General features: G+C 45.4%; 16 protein-coding genes and 1 pseudogene. 14 read left to right on the forward strand and 3 right to left on the reverse strand.

Annotated features, from left to right (window positions below):
• Positions 1–159: 159 nt before the first annotated feature.
• Both CW734_RS04650 and CW734_RS04655 read right to left on the reverse strand, forming a co-directional pair.
• Positions 160–1,044, reverse strand: a complete 885-nt coding sequence (locus CW734_RS04650; protein WP_101192136.1) for an oxidoreductase — start codon at positions 1,042–1,044, stop codon at positions 160–162.
• A 258-nt stretch (positions 1,045–1,302) separates the two neighbouring features.
• On the reverse strand, positions 1,303–2,259 hold the full coding sequence (locus CW734_RS04655) for a calcium/sodium antiporter (protein ID WP_101189634.1): 957 nt from the start codon (positions 2,257–2,259) through the stop codon (positions 1,303–1,305).
• Positions 2,260–2,584: 325 nt separating this feature from the next.
• On the opposite strand from CW734_RS04655, the gene CW734_RS04660 reads away from it, so the two are divergent.
• The 10 genes and pseudogenes from CW734_RS04660 (at position 2,585) to CW734_RS04705 (ending at position 13,793) form a co-directional block, all read left to right on the forward strand.
• On the forward strand, positions 2,585–3,043 hold the full coding sequence (locus tag CW734_RS04660; protein ID WP_101192137.1) for a hypothetical protein: 459 nt from the start codon (positions 2,585–2,587) through the stop codon (positions 3,041–3,043).
• Positions 3,044–3,403: 360 nt separating this feature from the next.
• The gene (locus tag CW734_RS04665) at positions 3,404–3,733 is read left to right on the forward strand and encodes a hypothetical protein (RefSeq protein ID WP_101189635.1); all 330 of its coding nucleotides are present in this window, start codon (positions 3,404–3,406) and stop codon (positions 3,731–3,733) included.
• Entirely contained in the window at positions 3,714–5,441 is a 1,728-nt protein-coding gene (locus CW734_RS04670) for a glycosyltransferase family 4 protein (protein ID WP_157824119.1), read from the forward strand. Before CW734_RS04665 ends, CW734_RS04670 begins: the two co-directional genes overlap by 20 nt.
• Positions 5,431–6,732, forward strand: a complete 1,302-nt coding sequence (locus CW734_RS04675; protein WP_101189637.1) for a glycosyltransferase — start codon at positions 5,431–5,433, stop codon at positions 6,730–6,732. Before CW734_RS04670 ends, CW734_RS04675 begins: the two co-directional genes overlap by 11 nt.
• A gap of 414 nt (positions 6,733–7,146) precedes the next feature.
• Positions 7,147–8,487 (forward strand): uracil-xanthine permease family protein, encoded by a 1,341-nt coding sequence (locus CW734_RS04680; protein WP_101189638.1) that lies wholly within the window; start codon positions 7,147–7,149, stop codon positions 8,485–8,487.
• Between the two features lie 141 nt (positions 8,488–8,628).
• Positions 8,629–9,855: a DUF1572 domain-containing protein gene (locus CW734_RS04685; protein WP_101189639.1), complete on the forward strand. Its 1,227-nt coding sequence runs from the start codon at positions 8,629–8,631 to the stop codon at positions 9,853–9,855.
• Positions 9,856–10,072: 217 nt separating this feature from the next.
• On the forward strand, positions 10,073–11,029 hold the full coding sequence (locus CW734_RS04690) for a sugar kinase (RefSeq protein WP_101189640.1): 957 nt from the start codon (positions 10,073–10,075) through the stop codon (positions 11,027–11,029).
• 15 nt (positions 11,030–11,044) lie between these two features.
• Positions 11,045–11,662: a bifunctional 2-keto-4-hydroxyglutarate aldolase/2-keto-3-deoxy-6-phosphogluconate aldolase gene (locus CW734_RS04695; protein WP_101189641.1), complete on the forward strand. Its 618-nt coding sequence runs from the start codon at positions 11,045–11,047 to the stop codon at positions 11,660–11,662.
• Positions 11,663–11,678: 16 nt separating this feature from the next.
• Positions 11,679–12,760: pseudogene (uxuA, locus tag CW734_RS04700) on the forward strand (mannonate dehydratase).
• A gap of 28 nt (positions 12,761–12,788) precedes the next feature.
• Positions 12,789–13,793 (forward strand): LacI family DNA-binding transcriptional regulator, encoded by a 1,005-nt coding sequence (locus CW734_RS04705; RefSeq protein ID WP_101189642.1) that lies wholly within the window; start codon positions 12,789–12,791, stop codon positions 13,791–13,793.
• A gap of 166 nt (positions 13,794–13,959) precedes the next feature.
• On the opposite strand, the gene CW734_RS04710 is transcribed toward CW734_RS04705, so the two are convergent.
• Positions 13,960–14,952: a LacI family DNA-binding transcriptional regulator gene (locus CW734_RS04710; protein ID WP_101189643.1), complete on the reverse strand. Its 993-nt coding sequence runs from the start codon at positions 14,950–14,952 to the stop codon at positions 13,960–13,962.
• A 443-nt stretch (positions 14,953–15,395) separates the two neighbouring features.
• Between CW734_RS04710 and CW734_RS04715 the strand changes: the two genes are divergently transcribed.
• From CW734_RS04715 to CW734_RS04730, 4 genes are all read left to right on the forward strand, one after another.
• Positions 15,396–16,430: a TRAP transporter substrate-binding protein gene (locus CW734_RS04715; RefSeq protein ID WP_101189644.1), complete on the forward strand. Its 1,035-nt coding sequence runs from the start codon at positions 15,396–15,398 to the stop codon at positions 16,428–16,430.
• A gap of 86 nt (positions 16,431–16,516) precedes the next feature.
• Positions 16,517–17,026: a TRAP transporter small permease gene (locus CW734_RS04720; RefSeq protein ID WP_101189645.1), complete on the forward strand. Its 510-nt coding sequence runs from the start codon at positions 16,517–16,519 to the stop codon at positions 17,024–17,026.
• A 13-nt stretch (positions 17,027–17,039) separates the two neighbouring features.
• Complete coding sequence (locus CW734_RS04725) at positions 17,040–18,335, forward strand: TRAP transporter large permease (protein ID WP_101189646.1); 1,296 nt, start codon at positions 17,040–17,042, stop codon at positions 18,333–18,335.
• 64 nt (positions 18,336–18,399) lie between these two features.
• Positions 18,400–20,799 (forward strand): glycoside hydrolase family 31 protein, encoded by a 2,400-nt coding sequence (locus tag CW734_RS04730; protein ID WP_101189647.1) that lies wholly within the window; start codon positions 18,400–18,402, stop codon positions 20,797–20,799.
• Positions 20,800–20,872 lie beyond the last annotated feature (73 nt).

The following is a 20,872-nucleotide window of genomic DNA, read 5'->3' on the forward strand; positions in this document are numbered from 1 at the left end:
GAACGAAAAAATCTTGTACAGGTACTATAACCTTAATCGAGGGGTTTCAAGCATCAGCGTGTGCAATAAACGAAATGCCAGAAAAGCGTATGCGGTTTCTCCGGAAGGAGACCGCATACGCTCGTTTTTCGTGTCTTGAACATGTCCAGTTCGAACGCGTTATTTATTGAAATTAAAAGTGACGCCGGTCAGTTTTTCCGATACTTCCCAGAGTTTCTGGCGGCTTGCCTCATCATTCACTGCCGGATCGGGTTTCTCTAAAACGGGATAGCCTCTCCGTTGGCCTTTGCCATCCGGCCCGATGTATTCGCCGCCTGTTATGCTAAGGTCCGTTGCTGCATAGACAGTAGGAAGGGCGCCCATAGCGGCAGGCTGCAAGTAGCGGTTCATGAGCCCTTTGAAAATACGGGGCATTTCCCGGCTGCCGAGCTTAAACAGATTGGTCGAAGAAATGCCGGGATGGCATGCGATGCTCAGCGTCGATAAACCATGTTGCTTGAGTCGCTTATCGAGCTCTGTGGCAAACATTAAATTCGCCAGCTTGCTTTGGCCATAAAATTTCATGGCTTTATAGCCTTTTGAGCCGTCCAGGTTATCGAAGTCAATGGCGGCATTTCGGTGGGCGAGACTGCTGAGTGTCACCACCCGCGAATTCTCGGTGTGGAGGAGCAAAGGCAGGAGCAGGCCCGTCAAAGCAAAATGCCCAAGATGGTTGCTACCGAACTGCAGCTCAAAACCGTCTTTCGTCTTTGCATAAGGCGGCGTCATGACGCCAGCATTATTGATCAGCAAATCGAGTGAATCGAAGCGATTGCTGAAGGTTTCGGCAAAATCCCGTACGCTATCCAAATCGGACAAGTCGAGTTTCATGACCTCGATAGGTGCCTTGGGAGATTCTTCTCTAATTTCTTGTTCAGCTACTTTCCCTTTTTCGAGATCGCGAACAGCCAAGATGACTCGTGCACCAAGACGGGTGAACGTTTTAGCCGTTTCCAGTCCGAGTCCGCTATTGGCCCCTGTAATAATGGCCGTTTTTCCTGTCATTGTATGGAATTCCACAAGCTCAGCTCCTAGTCAGATAGATTCTACTAACATGTACCCTCATGTGGCTTTTGATAATCGGGGTGAGAAAATCTCCCTGTGCACGACACAATTCTAAACGATTCTGACAATACGCTACAATTTATCCTTTATGCATGAAGCATTCAAGATGGAGCTTTTTGTATTCCTGATTGGTGAAGTCACAGAAGAAAGAGCAGCACCTAGTTTTTTTTAGGCGCTGCTCCTTTTTGTGTGACCCGTTTAATTCCGCACAATGATAAAGACTAAATAAACAATGTAGATGGCGGCCAATAGTCCGCCTTCAATCCTCGAAACGGTGTACTTGGTTCTGGAGAGAACCATCAGCAAAATGGTCACGGCGATCATCAAAAAGATGTCCGTAAAGATTTTCGAGTCGACGGTTAACGGGTGAATCACGGCTGAAGTGCCCAATACAAAGAAGATGTTGAAGATATTACTGCCAATGATATTCCCTAAAGCGATATCGACTTGTTTTTTCAAAGCGGCCGTTATCGAAGTGACCAGCTCGGGAAGGGACGTGCCGACCGCGACGATCGTCAAGCCGACCAAGGTTTCGCTCATTCCGAGTGAAAGGGCAATCTGAACGCTGTTATCGACGACGAGGCTGCCGCCGAAGATGATGCCGGCCAGCCCACCGATGGTTAACAGCGAATTTTTTAGCCTGGATTTGTTCGCGGTGTCAGCGTGCGTGTCTTCATTACTCCGGCGGTCTTTCCGTGCCACTTCGAAGATATAATAGAGAAAGATGGCGAAGAACAATAGCAGTACAATGCCTTCCGTTCTCGTGATGAGGTTGCTGTCCAAAGATTGGAGCTGCTGATCGCTGATCAACACGAGCAATGCCACGGCACTGAGCAAGGCGAACGGTATTTCTTTACGGATTGTGTCGCTCTGGACGAGCAACGGGAAAACCAGAGCAGTGGCTCCTAAGATGAACGTGATGTTGAAGATATTACTGCCGACGACGTTCCCGATCGCGACTTCACTGCTTCCTTCCAAGGCGGCAATAAAACTGACGGACGCTTCCGGCGCGCTGGTGCCGAACGCGACGACGGTCAAGCCGATCAATAAAGGCGATACTCTCAAACTTTGCGCTATTTTTGAAGCCCCTTCTACAAAAAAGTCGGCGCCTTTGATTAACAGCGCGAATCCGACTAACAATAAAACGTAAGTCATCAGGCGATCACTTCCTTCCGGTTTTTCTGTTTATATGACTTGCTCCTTTCTATGACCATACCCTTTAAACCAGTTCAAAACCAATAAAAACCGACAGGGTTTAGCGGGATGATGTTGAAAATAAAGGATCCAATCCGCTGTCTTTTATTAGTTTAAATGGATGGGAGGATTGAGCCGTTCCGGAGAAATAAAATTTAAACAAGGAGCAAGCAGAACAGCGTGATAGAATAACAGAGAGTGAAACAGAAAACAAACGGCGTTGCCTTGTCTAATTGGAAGTGCAGCAACCATAAATGATAGATGAGTTGAAAGGATGGATAGCAAAATGAACAAAATGGTCGAACAGAAAATGAACGAGATGACAGACGTGTTCAACAGCCTGCCGAATTGCCGGGTTGAAACGAGTGAGGACGGCAAGATTTTGATCTTGAGTGATAGCCCGGTTCCTTGGAGTGACACGATTGAGAAGCGTGACGCGCACTCAGAATATAAAATCGGGTCCATCACGCCTCATAAAGCGGCGCTCGGTCTCTATATTGATTTCCCGCATGATTTGTTGGATATCGACCGGGTGGAGGACATCGTTGACCCTGAAATCACCTTGACTTACTTCGAGCCAGGAACCAAGACCTCGACCGCGAAAAGTTGGTGGCGGTTCCGGTCGGACGAAAAATTCGACAGTGTCCATATGGTTCTGAGAAAAACCGAGCTGGAGCTGTATGATTTTACGAGAGACGACTGGGTCGGCTTGATGGAAGAGATCACGGCTGTTCATAAGGGATGAGCAAGCTAGTCATATGGCCGAGCTAGAAAAGCTTTTCTTCAAACACATAATAGATTTCCACACTTGCTGAATCAACTTGGCAAGTGTTTTTTTATTGTCCCGCACTCAGTAAGTGGCCTGAAGGAGTGAGGAAAGTATATTGTATCCTTTATATCTAATGGTTTAGTTAACTATGCAGTACGAAGAAATGATGTATAAGGAATAAAGTATATTTGCACCTAATTGCTTCAATATTTTTGGGATTAATTGGCATCGTTCGTTTTATTAAAAAGAATGAACAGATGTATGCGTATATAGTAGCACCTCCTGTGGTATAGAATAGGAAGAAACTAATCTGCTGAAAGCATCGGGGGATGAAAAATGAACGGATTTATTGAGTTCAGAAATCGTGTTTATGACAAGGAAAGTAACTATAGTTATCCTCTTCAATTTTTAGATGAGTACATAAATAACAGCAAGGCGATAAACTCCGATGAACAAAGAGTGGTCAAGCAAATTCGAACAATCAAGCAATTAGAGCTGAACGAGCAGCTAGGTGAACAAGAAGTAGACGAATTGCTGTCGTTTTTGGGAGAGCATCCAACGACAGACCGTTTTATCGTAGATGCGATTTTACATTTATTCCATGATGCCAACAAGCAAATAATAGAAAAAAATAAAAGACTTATTCGTGAACCAACAGTACGATAGCCAAAAGCTCTATCATGTTTTAGACCTTTGTATTGAATGTGATATGGATATTTTAAGTGATAACGATATCTTATCTATGCTCCAGAAATACGAACTGGATGTAGAGATCGTTTCCATCTTGCTGGACTATATCGATCGCTTTAACAGACAGGAATTTAAAGACGCGATCTACAAATTATTAGCCATGGATTACCCAGATGGCATTAAAATTCAGGGAATCAATGCATTAATGAATTTGTATCCAACGGAAACTATCGATCCATCCTTTATGGAGAAGCATGTAAGAAACAAGAAAAACAAGATGTTTTTCGATAGCTATATGGACTTTCTCAAGACAGATTTTACATTTGAAAAGCCAGGCGTTTCCATTTTGCAGTCGATGTTCTACGGGGATTTTGAAGATAGCGGAAAAGGGAACAATGGCGGCTTAGCCGTATTATTAAAAGGCTTGGGTGAAGAGATCTCGAAAGACAGCCGCATAGCCCATGTGTTTACGATTACGATCACCCAAGAATTGAACAAGCCCTTTATCAGCTCTCATGGAGATAAACACGTCTTTATCAGATTGCCGATCTATTTGGACCAGTCTAGATCAGACAAGTTCATCAAAAGAGAGTTGTTTATCAAACGGCAGATAGCCAGTTATTTAAAACAGTCAGCAATAAAGCCTGATGTCTTTCATATCCGGTTTTTAGACAACGCGTCTAAAGCGGTGGCTCATTTAAGTGAGGAATTGAATGGCAAACTGGTCTTTACGCTAACGCCAGACCCGCACCGGAACATGTTTGAAGGATCGGGGCAGTTAAAAGAACTCGAATTTAATGATCTTATTGAAAAACTGAACAAGATCAAAATAGGTGATGAATTAATTCGTACAAGTAATGGAATCGTTGGGATTGGGAATGGAGATGTGAAAACAGAACTTGCGGTTTACTTCCCTCAATTCAAAGATGAAGATGTAAATGGAAAAATTAAAATGATCGGTGAAGGGATACAAACAGGCCAAACCATTGATGAAGAAGCGATCGCTTCCTATTCCAACCGCCACATCGAATGGAATGAAACCAATAAAGGCTTTTTTGAGAAGCCTGTCATCTTAAACGTCGGGAGATTGGCTGTGTTAAAAGGGCAGATGGAACTGTTAAAAGCGTGGTCAAACTCCAAGCTTTCGGAAACCCATAATCTGCTCATCATCGGCGGAGACTTGGAGAAACCGAGTAAAGAAGAAGAAATGGTGATGGAGTTTTTCGAGGATTTCCTACAACAGCATCCTGAGTTCAAAGACAGGTTCATCCATAAAGGGGCCATGTCGAATGTGGATATCAGATTGCTGGAAAGGGACATCATCAAAAGAGACTTTGACTTTCCCCATATCTACCTGTGCTCCAGTGTAAAAGAAGAGTTTGGCATCGCTATTTTAGAAGCAATGTCGATCGGCTTCCTGACTCTCGGCCCGATCAAAGGCGGAGTTAAGAGTTATATGAAGAACGGAGAAAATGGATTTTTGATCGACACCAGCAACGGCGAAACGATTGCCAAAGAAACGGAAAGCCATCTGTATGATCCTAAAATGGATAAAGACGCCGTGCAACAAATTCAAGCTGCAGGACAGAAAACAGTAGATGAAAACTTTTCCATTCAAAAGATCTCACACGAGTTCGTGTCATTTTATTTGTCTTTAGAAGGAGAAAACGAAAATGAAGTATAAAAAGATCTTTGTCGTCAGTCCGCCATTCTATTCGCATTTTAACCCCTTGCTCGTGTTAGCCAAAAGCTTTCAGGAACAGGGTGCACAAGTGACAGTTGGCTGCAGCATCGAATTCAAGGAACAAATCCTGAAAGAGAATTTGGCTTTTTATGAAATCGACATCAGTTCCAATAAAAATACAGGGACCAGTGAAGACACCGTGCAGCCGGATACGGAGAGAATGAGGTTAGAAGAATTCTTCGAGTCGACAAAAAAAGGCGCAGTGGAAACACTGATCACCCAGTCCCGCCACCGGAAGGCGGATATGCTTTATAATCCGCAAGAGCTGATTGATAAGATCAAGACGATAGACGATTCCATGGATGTTGATCTTTATGTGGTGGACATCTTATCGTACTCGATTACGCTGAGCTTGTATTTCTTAGGGCTGCCTTTCGTGACGTTTTGCCCGCCTCATCCGAACACGATTCCAAGAGATGGACGGTATTTCAATGTGCCGAAAAGCTGGCCAGAGGCGATAACGGTCGAGGAAGAAGATCTGAAGAAGTTAAAGCAAGTTTCCACCCAAACGCAACAGGAGTTTACGGAAGTCTTCAACAATATTATCAGTGAAAATAAGTCGATTAAAAAAATCAACAATGCGTTCAGCTTAGTCTCTGAAATCGCGGTGATCTACAATTATTTTGATTTCAACAATATCGAAAAAAACGAAGAAAGCCCGAAAGAATTATTCATAGGGAATTCATTCGAAGCGGTTGCGTTAGATGAAGACTGGATGGAAAAGTTAGAGACGAAAGAACAGAAAATCATGATCAGCTTAGGGACTTTTTTATCGAATAGAAAAGACGTGCTGGAAAAACTCATCCTGTCGGCAAGGGAAAGTCATCCTGATGCGCTGTTAATCGTCTCGGCAGGCAGCCATGCGGAGGAACTCAAGAAGTACAGCTCGCCCAATACGATCATCGAAGGTTTTATTCCTCAAGTCGCGCTTATGCAGTATGTCGACACCGTGGTCTTTCACGGCGGCTGCAACACCTTGACTGAAGCGATGTACCATGGGAAAAAGATGGTCATCTTACCGTTCTCCAGCGATCAGTTCAATATTGCCTATGATATTGAGAAGAATAATTTGGGAAGAGTGCTGGACCCGAATAATTTCAGCACAGAACAATTGGCACAGGCATTTACCGAGCTAGAAGAGAGTTCTAAAGACAAGTTGCTGTATTGGCGCAACGTCTCAAGAGAACGAGGCGCGGATTATGCAGTGAAGAAAATATTGGAGATTGAATGACATCCAAGTATAGAGGTTGACTAATAAGTCGATATTCCGCAAAACAGCTGCGCTTTCCGCGGGCTCGCGCCCAAGCCTCCTCGGTCTCTGCGCTCCCTGCGGGGTCTCGGTCGTCTCGCTTTACCGCAGGAGTCGCAGCTGTTTTGCTCCATATCTGTTAGTAAGTTAGTGGGTGGATCAAATCAAGGAGAGTCACGAACTACTACACTTTTCGTAAACAATATCTCAAGGACTCGGAGCGCAATGCGGCGACTCCTGCGGAAGAACGGAGTGATGAGACCCCACAGACGCTCGCGCCGAGGAGGCTCAGCGCTTCGTCCGCGGAAAGCGTCCGCATGGAGCGCAGAGTCCTATATATCGAAGATGACACGGTGGATCGAATAATAACTGAATAAAATTGAAAAGAGGTGTTGTATGAAGGAAGTAGTTGGAGCTGATACAAAGGCTAGGAATACAAACAAATACGATGTGGATGGCGTACCTCCATTAAGAGAAGCCATACCATTAGGATTGCAGCATATTTTCGCGATGTTTTTAGGGAATGTTGCTGTCCCGATCATCATTGCAGGTGCGGTCGGCATCACCGGAGCGGATTTGACGATTTTGATTCAAAGCGCCATGGTCATGGCTGGAATTGCAACGATCATCCAATGTTACCCAATATGGCTGGTCGGGGCGCGGCTCCCGGTCGTGATGGGAACGAGCTTCGGATTTTTGCCGACTAATCTCGTTATCGCCGGCTCCTATGGCATCGGCGGATTATTGGGTGCCAGCCTTATCGGCGGTTTGTTCGGCGGCGCCTTAGGGTTTTTCATAAGGAAAATAAGAAGATTCTTTCCAAAAATCGTCACCGGTACAGTCGTGCTGACGATCGGTTTGTCACTGTTGCCTACAGGGATTGTCTCGATGGCTGGAGGCAGTGGATCTGCAAACTTCGGATCGGCTAAAAACTGGTTGGTAGCTTTACTCGTACTTGCAATCGTGCTGTTTTTAAATCGATATGCAAAAGGAATGGCTAAAACGTCCTCCATTTTAATCGGCATTGTCATTGGTTATATGGTGGCGCTGCCGCTCGGGATGGTCGAATTTGGCCCCATCAGAGAAGCTTCATGGTTTTCCGTTCCGCAGCCATTTTACTTCCCGATGGAATTTTACTGGGGAGCTATCCTCCCAATGATGATCATGTTTATCGTGACATCGGTTGAGACCGTTGGCGATGTGACGGCCATGACGACCGGGGGAGCGGGCAGGGAACCCACGGAAAAAGAGCTTTCGGGCTCAGTCATAGCTAATGGGTTCACCTCTTCTTTAGGTGCGATCTTTAATTCCTTGCCGAATACATCGTTTAGCCAAAATGTAGGGATGATCGCATTTACCAAAGTCATGAGCAGATATGTCGTTGCTGTTGGCGCTGGGTTTTTAATATTAGCAGGCCTTATCCCTAAGATTGGGGCTTTAATCTCCACAATGCCCCCAGCAGTTATTGGCGGCGCGACCGTCATCATCTTTTCTCAGATTACGTTAACCGGCATAGACATCCTGACATCAGAACCTTTGAATGAAAGAGCCAAGATCATCATTGGCTTGTCTTTAGTATTCGGTCTCGGATTAAGCCAAGTGCCCGATGCGATGAATGCGTTTCCGGAAGTTATCAAGCTATTGTTCGGCGGATCTGGCATCACCATCGCCTGCTTTATGGCGATTGCTTTGAACCAGATCATTCCGGAAGAGCGAGTGGAAAAAGAAAACGCATAGGCGAAATCCCGCTCGGCAACAATAACACGAAGAAAAAGCCGTATTCGGCAAGCTCAAAGCTTACCGGATGCGGCTTAAGTATTTTATTAATCAATATTTCTTTAGTAAACTATGAACTACCAAAGAAATGAGGCGTAGCTAATGGAATATATTTATCTCTTGATTGCGGCAGTTTTAGTTGTATTAGTTGGTGCCTTTATTTATTTCAGAAAGAATCAAGACGCAGCTGTTCAAATAGAAGAAACGCCTAGCGAAAGCGTGGAAGAAGCGGTTGAAATTGAGGAGCCTGAGCCGGAAGAGGACGATAGCTATTTGAACCCGGTCGTGACGGAAGTGGAGGATGCGGAACTCGTCAAGAGCGGCTACAAGCGGATCGAGATCCCGGCGAATATGATTCCGGTCATTGCCGAGACCTTGAAAGACGGAGCGGTGATTTTCCAGCAAAGCCGGACGTTCCGCGTCGAGTTCAGCCCGGAAGTGGTCAAGGGATTGAAGGATAAGAGCATGAGCTTGATCGAGCGGGTGAATGGCAAGGGCTATATGCCGGCGGTGAAAAAAGACGGCGTGAAAGGGATATACGAGCAGGCGGTGTTGGTGAAACGGGTGAACCCTGGGCTCGTGGCCCATGCGAGCATGAGCTTGTTGACGACGGTGGTCGGCCAGCAGCAACTCATGGAAATCCAAAGTTCCTTGAAGAGCATGGAACAGAAATTGAACACGCTGATCCAACACCGTGAACACGATTTCGCCGGGAGGATCGATGCGCGTTTCGGCTATTTCAAGGAAGTCATCGAACGCTTCCGCAGAAACGGCATCACACTTGGCGGCGTGGAAGACGCGGAAATCGAAGGCTTTTACACGGCGACGCTGCAGGACTTGAAAGTTCTGACGAAAGACTTGAAAGCAATCGTCGCGAGTGTCGAAAGTTTGAAAGAGCACGAAACGCTGCGCAAATGGGGAGAGGCCCCGGTGAAAAAAGAGTACGAGCAACTCATCGGGCGCTTCAACGCCAAACAGGAATTATTGCTATTGAATGTGCAATTCATCCAGGAATGCTACGAGCCGTATCTCCGGACCATCCGAAATTACGAAGAAGCCGATGTGAAATCGCAGACTTTGGCCGAGATCGTTGTGGAGAATCATGCGTTGATTCAAAGCATCGAAGAGAAAGTGAAAAGCATCGAGGAAAATTATAAAGTGAAGATCAACTTCGGCCTGAAAGCCTTGAAGTACCGCAATTTGGAGAGCTTGAAAGAACTGGCGCCTGTGAAGATTAATGAGCAACAAGCTATGGAGCAAGAGGTTCCGTCTGAAGTGTTGGTGGAAGTGACAGAAGACGATCAGGCTTATGCGTATGTGCCGCGTTAAAGAGGAGAAGTTTGTTCGAGAATTGAGTTCCTATTGAAATGTCCAACAAGAGCTGTCCATCTAAAAAGATGAGCAGCTCTTGTTTTATATCAGACAAGCCATCATTTCATTTTCAGAATAATGCGCAAGCGAAGTTGATTTTGAAAACGCTATCAACTATACTTTTACTAAACCGGTTTATTAAATGATGAAAAGTAGGTTGGGAGAGGTACTGATTATGGCAGACACTTATAAAATTTTAACATTGGGAGATGCATTGATTACATTTAACCCATCAGAAACAGGACCGCTTCGCTATGTTCCAGCTTTTACGCGGAAAGTCGGCGGTGCGGAGTTGAACTTTGCGATCGGCAGTGCGCGTCTGGGTATGGAGACAAAGTGGGTTAGCCGTCTCGGTGGAGATGAGTTTGGACGTGTCATTTACAACTTTGCACGAGGAGAGGGCATCGATATGTCGGACGTGCAGTTTGTTGAAAATTATCCGACCTCGCTGAACTTTAAAGAAATCCGTGAAGACGGTTCAGGAAAAACCTTCTACTACCGTTATCAATCGCCAATACTGACGATGGAAGCGGAAGATATCACGAATGAGATGTTCGAAGGTGTGAATCTTGTGCATTTGACGGGCGTGTTCTTGGCAATCGATCCAAAAAACTTGGCAATCGTTAAGCAAGTATTGAAAATTGCCGGCGAGCAAAATATCCGTGTGTCGTTCGATCCGAACATCCGCTTAAAGTTATGGACCTTGGAAGAAGCGCAAGCAGCATATCGGGAAATCCTCCCTTCAGTCGATATTTTATTGACAGGCTTGGATGAGATTGAAATGCTGAATGGCATTGCAACAGAACAAGCATTAGAAGGTTTCGCACAACAATACGATATTTGCCAACTGGTCATCAAAGACGGCGGCAACGGCTCTAGAGTCTATCAAAAAGGTACGTGGCATACGAAAGAGGCGTTCAATGTGACCGTAGTGGATACAGTAGGGGCTGGGGACGGCTTTGATGCGGGTTATATTTACGCAGTGCTTCACGGGTATGGCCCGGAAGATGCGCTCGAGTTTGCCAATGGCGTCGGTGCTTTAGTGACGACAGTGTCCGGAGACAACGAGGGGCTGCCGTATTTGCAGGAAGTGCTGGCGTTGGTGCGCAAAGAAAAATTGGTCGAACGTTAAAGGGGGAAATACAAAATGTTGAAGCATGAAATTCTAGCAAGTATTACCGATACGAAAGTGGTTGCGGTCATTCGCGGCAGCAGCGCCGAAGAAGCTGTGGAACTGTCAAAAGCAGCGGTGGAAGGCGGCATCCGTGCCATCGAATTAACTTACACAACGCCGCAAGTGCAAAAAGCATTTGACGCCTTACACGGAACAGACGTCTTACTTGGAGCTGGATCCGTGTTGGATGCCGAGACTGCTCGCCATGCCATTCTGTCTGGAGCGAAATTTATCGTTAGTCCTCATTTCGACGAAACCATAGCGCCAGTCTGCAACCGTTATGGGATTCCTTATTTGCCAGGGTGCATGACGATCCGCGAGATGGTCAAAGCATTGGAAGCAGGATGTGAGGTCATCAAACTATTCCCGGCGAATAACTTTACGCCGTCATTTATTAAATCCGTTAACGGGCCGCTGCCTCACGTGCGCATCATGCCGACAGGCGGCATTAACTTGGATAATATTCAGGACTGGTTAGCTGCAGGAGCCGTCGCAGCGGGAATTGGCAGTGACTTGAACAAAGCATATGCCGCTGGTGGTTACGAAGCGGCCGTGGAATTGAGCCGGAAATACGCAGAAAAAATCGAATAATAAAGGAGCATAACTCATGAATATGACATTTCGCTGGTATGGTCAAGGCAATGATACGGTCACACTCGAACACATTAAACAAATTCCAGGCGTCAAAGGCATCGTTTGGGCACTTCACGATAAACCGGCTGGAGAAGTCTGGTCAAAAGAAGACATTGCGAAAGAAGTTGCGTATATCGAATCGCACGGTTTTCATGCGGATGTTGTGGAAAGCGTCAACGTCCATGAATCCATTAAGCTGGGCAATAGCGAAAGTGCGCAGTATATCGAAAACTACAAAGAGTCGATCCGCAATTTAGCAGAAGCGGGCGTCAAAGTGATTTGCTACAACTTCATGCCGATTTTCGACTGGACGCGTACGGAAATGTTCCATCCGCTGGAAGACGGCTCGACGGCGTTGTTCTTTGAGAATGCCAAAGTAAAAGATGCCGATCCGAAAGAATTGATCCGCACTGTCAGCGAAGCATCGGATTTGACTTTGCCAGGCTGGGAACCCGAGAAATTGGATCGCATCACCGAATTGTTCGAAGCGTATAAAGAAATTGACGAGGCGAAGCTATGGGCGAACTGGAGATTTTCCTGAAAGAGATCTTACCGGTTGCAGAACAAGCAGGCATCAAAATGGCTATCCATCCGGACGATCCCCCGTTCTCCATTTTCGGCTTACCGCGCATCATTACAGGTGAAGCCAGCTATGAAAAACTCATCGAAATTTCCGATTCGCCATCAAATGCATTTACGATGTGCACCGGTTCCATGGGCGCCAGCAAATCGAATGATATGGTAGCGATTGCGAAGAAATATGCCAATCGTTCGCCGTTTGCGCATATCCGCAACGTAAAGATTTACGATAATGGCGACTTTACCGAAACCTCTCATTACACGCAAGATGGCTCGATCGATATTAAAGGGGTTGTGAAGGAATTGCATGAGCAGAACTTTACGGGCTACGTGCGTCCAGATCATGGCCGCCATATTTTTGGTGAAGTATGCCGACCGGGCTATGGTTTATATGACCGAGCACTGGGAATTATGTATTTGCACGGCTTATGGGATGCGTACGAGACAAAACGCAGCGCCCTTGCTGAACAACGCTAATCTGTTTTATCCGGGAGTTTGAGTGACGATGAAAAATGTAACAATGGCCGACGTAGCGAAGCATGCAAACACGTCGAAAAGCACGGTTTCACAGTATTTGAACAAACGTTATGAATACATGAGCGAAAAAACGAGAGAGCGCATTGAACAGGCGATCCAAGAACTGAACTATCATCCGAACATTGTGGCGAGAAGTCTGTCGCAAAAGAACACTTATACGGTTGGGGTAATCGTCGCCAATATTCTCCATTCTTTTTCCACGCACATTATCAGGACGCTGGAAACCGAGTTCAACAAGCAAGGTTTTCACACCATTATTTGCAACGCAGACGACGACCCGGAAAAAGAACGCAATTACATTGAAATGCTGCTGGCCAAACAAGTCGACGGCCTGATCGTTTTTCCGACCGGTGAAAACCTGGATTTGTATGAACAAATGACAAAAAGGAATTTTCCGATTGTCTTTATGGACCGCCAAGTGGAAGGGTATGCCATCGACACGGTGATGCTTGATAATCGGCGGGCAGCGGAACTTGCTGTCGATAAGCTCGTATCGCTCGATTACACAAAAATTGCGATGATCACTACCTCAGTCATCCGCAACATCAGCCCGCGCGTTGAGCGCATCGATGGCTACAAGAGCGCATTGGAAAAGCACGGCATTCCAGTGCGACCGGAATACGTCAAAACTGCGGATGCTGAGTTGCTTCAAGAGACGCTGCATGGCTTGTTTCAGCTCGAGCCAAGGCCAGGAGCCATTGTGGCTGGCAACGACATTGTACTGACCGAAGTGCTGAAGTATATCAAACACCATCAACTCTCGATTCCGGGGGATGTGGCAGTTATCGGCGTCGATGAAGTCGCCTTTGCGAGCTTCTATACACCGCCGATTACGGTCGTGGAGCAGCCGAAAGTGGATATGGCTCATCGTGCCGCTGAGTTGCTGCTTGAGCATATCAAAGGTGAAAAAACATCGGATACACCGGTGGTTGAACGTTTCACACCAGCATTGATCGATAGAGCTTCTTGTTGACACAAATAAACAGTAAAAAACGCCGCTATTGCAAGCGGCGTTTTTGATCTGCGATTGTTTAGCAAAGACGACGCCAAGTAAACGGGAGAGGCATATTGATTTGTGAAATAGAAAACGGATGCTTCCATTTCTGAACATGAAATGGAAGCATCCGTTTTTGTGACGATTACTTTTCTGTTGGCGTGCCAATTGCAGCACAAGAACTTCTTTCGGTAATCACTGGAGTCAAAGTTTGGACAGCGGGAACAGAATCCGGATCTTTGATGTAACGCGTCAAAGTCTGGACCATCGCTTGAGCAATCTCCTCTACTGGTGCACCGACACTTGTCAGCGGAATTTCCATATTCGCCATTTGCGGGATATTGTCGTAGCTGAGTACGGAAATATCATTTGGAATCGTATAGTTTTCCTGCCTTAGGGCGCGAATGAGGCCGGCGCTAATATCGTAACTGGCACTAATGATAGCCGTTGGGCGGTATGGGGAATTGATAAGGCGGACGGTCGCCATATAGCCGTCGTACCAGCCCAAGCCTTCTGTATCGAGTATATGGTCTTCCTGGTAGATCCCGAACTTTTTCATGGCTTTTTTAAAGCCGGCTGCTTTTTCTATTTGCCGCTCGTCATCGGTTGTAAGATCACCGATAAAGGCGATATCGCGATGGCCAAGTTCATATAAATACATCACGGCATCATTCATCGCTCCTTGGTAATTCACATCGATCACCGGGAAAGGCGTGTCTTTTTTGACACCATATGTTAGGCAAGGCAAAGGGAAAGTCGTAGGCATATCATTCAGGTATTCGTTAAAGATAATCACTCCGTCTACTTGGAAGCGCTTGAACATTTCAAGAGAGGTTTGAAGGGGATTGACGGACAGAATCATTGAGTACGAGCTTTTCGATATTTCTTCGTTGATTTTTGTCACGAGTACAGATGGCGCCACACGTTCCAAAGTCGGCCAAATAAGGCCGATGACTTTCGATTCTTTTGAAACCAGGCGTTGAGCTGCATAATTCGGTTCGTATCCCATTTCTTTTGCGATCTTTATAATTCGATCTTTTGTTTCGGGTTTAACAAGTGAACTGTCATTTAATGCTTTTGACACCGTTGAGTAACTGACTCCGGCAACAACAGCCAAATCTTTTATTGTGATGGTCATAATAACCCTCCCTCCATGTAAGCGTTTTAAAATTTCGTATGGGTTCAAAAACATGATATCAATTGCATACTAACAGAAGCAATGCCAAAAGTATCGCTTTGCAATAGCTTGGATTCAGCCACTTGACCCGCCGAAAAAAGAAATTTCAAAAAACGTACTTGATTATTTAGTTATATTACTTTAAGATGAAATTTGTAATAACAACGTTGTTATTTTGTTGTTGTCTCAAGTCTAATGTAAATTTATATTTTTCAACAAAATGAAAGCGTTTGCCTTTAGAATGACAATTGTTTGTTTTAGGAGGAGAACTGTTCGTTTGTTACTCAATAACTTGAGTTCACGGAATTTTCAACTAGTTCGATAAAGCAAAGGATCCACTCATGAAAATCGCTGCAGGGCATTTTGATAATTGAAAGCGTTTTATAAAAAAGGAGGAATTTCATATGGAATTCAAAAAAGGGTTTTCATTCGCAACGATCGGTCTAAGTTCATTTTTATTGCTAGCAGCTTGCGGAAACGATGACAGCGCGCAAGGAAGTACTGAAGGTGAAGGAGAAGGAGAATCTGTCTCTTTGCGACTTGCTCATAACCAGGGCGAAGATCATCCGGTACATACCTCACTCGTTGAGCTGTCTGAGGTGACTGCCGAAAATTCAGGAGACAGTGTGGAAATCGAATTGTTCCCAAATGGGCAATTGGGTGATGAACGTGGTGTCATCGAACTCGTGAAATCAGGAACACTCGATATGGCAAAAGTCAGCGCAAGTGCTCTAGAATCTTTTGACAGCAATTACTCCATTTTCTCACTTCCTTATGTGTTCCAAAGTGAAGAACATTATTTCAACGTAATGGATAATAGCGAAGCGGTTCAGGAAATTTTCCAAAATACGCGGGATGAAGGATTCTTCGCAGCCGGTTGGTACACAGGCGGCCAGCGGAGCATCTATACCGCGGATAAAGAAATTGCGACACCAGAAGATATGAACGGCATGAAGATCCGTGTTCAAGAGAGCCCAACATCTATCGCAATGATCGAAGCGATGGGCGGAGCACCAACACCAATGTCTTTCGGTGAAGTATACACTTCACTTCAGCAAGGAGTCATCGACGGTGCGGAAAATAACGAAACAGGCTTGACGAGCAATAAACACGGTGAAGTAGCTAAGGCATACAGCTACACAGAGCATCAGTATGTACCGGACGTCTTGATCGTCAGCACTAGCATGTGGGACGGATTGTCAGAAGAGCAGCAGCAAGCCATTTCTGATGCAGCAGTTGAATCATCTGAAAGCCACAAGCAAGTATGGGCTGATGCCATTGAAACAGCAATTACAGACGCAGAAGAAATGGGGGTAACGTTCTATGACATCGACAAACAGCCGTTTATTGATGCTGCATCACCGCTTCATGAGACGTACCAGTCTGAAAGCGAAGACAGCAAACGTTACTTCGAAGACTTCCAAAGCTACGTCGAATAAACAATGAAAAAAGGGTCTCAACTAGTGGCAAGAAACCCTTGCACTTGTGAGACCCTTAATTTATTTCAGGAATGGAGAGAATCCCAATGAGAGATATTGTGGATAAGATCACGGCATTTTTAACATGTTCCTTGATGGTAGCAATGGTTCTAGTAGCTTGTTGGCAAGTGTTTACACGTTTTGTCTTAAATTCACCAAGTACAGTATCGGAAGAATTTCTGCGCTATTCCCTGATTTGGCTTACGATGCTTGGTTCAGCCTATGCATACGGCCAAAAAAAGCATTTAGCCGTTGTATTTGTAGCACGTAAAATACCAGAAAAGTTTAAGTTCTATGTGGATATGCTTGTTGAACTCATTGTGTTGGCGTTTATTTTCATCGTCTTGCTCTACGGAGGCATGCAAGCTTATCAAAATTCAGTCGGGCAAGTCTCATCTGCCTTGAATATGCCGACGCAGTATTTGTATTTAAGCTTAATCATTGCAGGTATCTTATTTTTATTCTACGCGGTCATCCATATCATCGAGCATTTCCGCAATCATAAAAAAATGAAAAACGTAAAAACCAAGTTTGAGTCAGATGAGATTCTAGAATAAGGAAGTGAATGTTATGGCGTTGGAGGCAGGAATCGTATTAGCGATTGTATTTGCAGTGATGCTCATTATCAGTGTACCGATATCGGTCAGTATCATCATTGCTTCATTGGCAGCAATATTGATTAGTTTACCTATGGATATGGCGATTTTCACCGCTAGCCAGAAACTTGTTACGGGGCTCGATAGTTTCACCTTGCTGGCAGTTCCATTCTTCATATTGGCAGGGATCTTGATGAATAACGGCGGGGTTGCCGAGCGTTTGATTAACTTTGCCAAGGTACTTGTTGGGCGCGCACCAGGTGCACTCGCACATACGAACGTACTTGGTAACACCTTGTTCGGTTCGCTGTCTGGTTCTTCTGTTGCTGCCGCTGCCGCTATTGGCGGCGTTATGGGGCCTTTGCAGAAAAAAGAAGGGTATGACCCGAAATTTTCCGCAGCGGTCAATGTTGCCTCAGCACCGATCGGTTTGATTATTCCGCCAAGCGGTACTTTAATCATTTATTCGCTTGTCAGTGGAGGAACATCCGTCGCGGCATTGTTTGTTGCAGGATATTTGCCAGGCTTACTATGGGCTTTCGCTTGTATAGTCGTCGCCTTTATTATCGCGAAAAGAAGAAATTACCCAACCTCAGAAAGAGTCAGCTTTAAAGTAGCTTTCAAAACATTTTTGGATGCGATTCCTAGTTTGATGTTGATTGTCATTGTCATCGGGGGAATCTTGTCAGGGATTTTCACTGCGACAGAAGCAGCAGCCGTTGCAGTTGCGTATACCTTTATTCTCTCTTTGGCTTATGGCGCGGTTAAGTTCAAGCACCTTCCAAGAATCATCATGGAATCGGTGGAAATAACGGCTGTCATCATGCTGCTCGTATCCGCTTCGGCGGTCATGTCATGGGTAATGGCATTTACCGGTATTCCGTCAGCAATCAGTGAACTGATCATGGGCATTTCAGAAAACCCAATTATTTTGTTGCTGATCTTGAATCTCTTCTTATTATTTATTGGAACTTTTATGGATATCACGCCGGCTGTCCTTATATTTACGCCGATTTTCTTGCCGATTGTGGTCGGTTTCGATATGGATCCAATTCATTTTGGCATCATGATGGTCATGAACTTGAGCATCGGGAACATCACGCCTCCTGTAGGCAGTGCGTTATTTGTCGGATCCAGTATTGCGAATTTGGATATTGAAGATGTTATCAAACCACTCATTCCATTTTATGCAGCGATCATCGTGGTCCTTTTATTGGTTACGTATATTCCCTCAATCAGCATGTGGTTGCCGAATTTGCTCGGGTATTAATCTGGGCATGCAACATTCCTAAAAAATAAGGTTTTTCAATGCACAACGAAAGGGTGAACCGCTTATGTCTTTAAAAGAACAGTATTTATTTGAATTTCAAAAAGAACAAGACAATGTCCTCACGTTCCATCTTGGAGATCCATCAGTCACCGCACAAGTGATGGTATTGGAACAAGATATCATCCGAGTGCTGATGACAAAAGGTGATCAACTAGAAGTTGACAATACATGGCTGGTCGCTCCGGGAATGGACGATGTCCCATTTGAAGGCAGAAGCCGTTTTGATTTGTCGCCGTTTTCACTTCCTTCTTATGACGCGCATACCGAAGGAAACACAGCGAGCGTTGAAACGGAAATGGTCAAACTATCCATCGACTTAGACGGTTTTAAAATCAAGTGGTTTTTCAAAGGAAGAGACGGAAAACTCACCGAGATTGCAGCTGACCGGAAAACCCAAGCGTATAATTTCGACGGTTCACTTGGAAATGGCATATTCCATTACTTGCAAAGAAATCACGATGAGCAGTATTTCGGCTTAGGGGAAAAAAGCGGCGATATGGACCGTTATGGCAAACGCTACCGGATGCTGAGCGTCGATCCAATGGGATATGACGCACAACACACAGATCCATTGTATAAACACATTCCGTTTTACATTACGCGCAATAAACAATCGGATATTTCTTTTGGGATTTTCTACGACAATATGGCGCAAAGTGTTTTCGACATGGGCAATGAAATGGATAACTACCACGGTTGGTACCGCTACTATCATTCATTCGCCGGAGACTTGGATTATTACATAATTGCCGGGCCAGAAGTGAAAGATGTTGTGAAACGCTATTCTTGGCTAACGGGTAAAACCATCTTCTCTCCGAAGTGGAGTCTTGGCTATTCTGGGTCGACGATGACCTATACCGATGCACCTGATGCCCAAGAGCAACTAAAACGTTTTATCGAACTTTGTGAAGAAAACGACATCATCTGCGATTCGTTCCAATTGTCTTCGGGCTATACTTCAATCGGCGACAAGCGCTATGTGTTTACTTGGAACCGGGACAAGTTCCCCGATCCGAAAGGCTTTATCGATGAATACCATCAAAAGGGCGTGCAGTTATGCGCGAACATCAAGCCGGCGCTATTGAAAAGCCATCCTCAATTCGAGGAGCTGGAAAAACAAGGCGTGTTCATCCGCAACCGTTCAGGCGAAGTGGAAATGGTTCAGTTCTGGGACGAAGTTGGCGCCTATATTGATTTCACCAATGTAAAAGCCATTCAATGGTGGAAAGAAAATGTCACATCCCAGTTATTGGAGTACGGCATTGACTCCACATGGAATGACAATAACGAATTCGAAGTCTGGTCGACAGAGGCTGTCTCCAATGGATTCGGCAAAGAGCTGCCATTTGAAACAATGCGTGCTATCCAGCCACTGCTCATGATGAAGGCATCCTATGAAGCGCAAAAAGAATATGCACCTCATTTACGTCCTTACTTGATTTCTCGTTCTGGCAGCCCAGGTATGCAGCGCTATGTCCAAACTTGGTCTGGTGATAATTACACGAATTGGAAATCGCTTAAATACAATATCAAAATGGGCTTGGGGCTGAGCATGTCCGGTATTTACAATGTCGGCCATGACATCGGCGGATTTTCAGGGCCTGCTCCGGAACCCGAGTTGCTAGTGCGCTGGGTACAAAATGGCATCTTCCATCCGCGCTTCACGATTCATTCTTGGAACGACGATCAAACCGTCAATGTCCCGTGGATGTACGAAGAAACGACAAGTACGATCCGTGAGCTGATGAAGTTTAGGCACCGCATTACGCCATATTTGTACACGGCGTTGTACGAAGCCCATGCAAACTACGAGCCGATTATCCGGCCGACCTTCTACGATTTCGGAGAAGACGTCAAAACGTACGAAGAGAACGATGAGTTCATGTTGGGCGAGTCCATTTTGGTGGCATCAGTAGTCGAACAAGGGCAAACGGAAAGAGCGGTCTATTTGCCGGTAAATGAAGGCGGCTGGTTCAACTTCCATACGTCTGAATGGCACGATGGAGGTCAGCTTGTGACCGTGCCGGCGCCGCTCGACTACAATCCGTTGCTGATTAAAGCGGGAAGCATCATCCCAATCAATGATGCGGAGCCGGGCTTCGCGACGAAAGATAAAGTGGAAAGGGGCTTTATGCTATTTCCGCATCGTGAGGAAGGCAGCTCGACGTATCGCTTGTACGAGGACGATGGCATTTCTGCAGACTACGAGCAAAATCATGCAGCGATCACGGTTTCGATGCAATCGAGCGCTTCAAAAATCGAATTGAACTTTGACGTTAAAGGAACTTACACTTTGCCTTACGACACAATCCGGTTTTACGTGAACGGGGACGATAAGCGTGCCGTGTCGGTAAATGGCAGCGAAATCGAGAAGGAAAACGGTAGTTTCGAAGTTGAAATTTAAAGAGTCGGACGCTTGACTTGAGTAGCAAGTCAATGCGAAGACTTTTTGAAAATAATTGCCTTACTGGGAGTGG

It is taken from the genome of Planococcus sp. MB-3u-03 (assembly GCF_002833405.1).
GTDB lineage: Bacteria > Bacillota > Bacilli > Bacillales_A > Planococcaceae > Planococcus.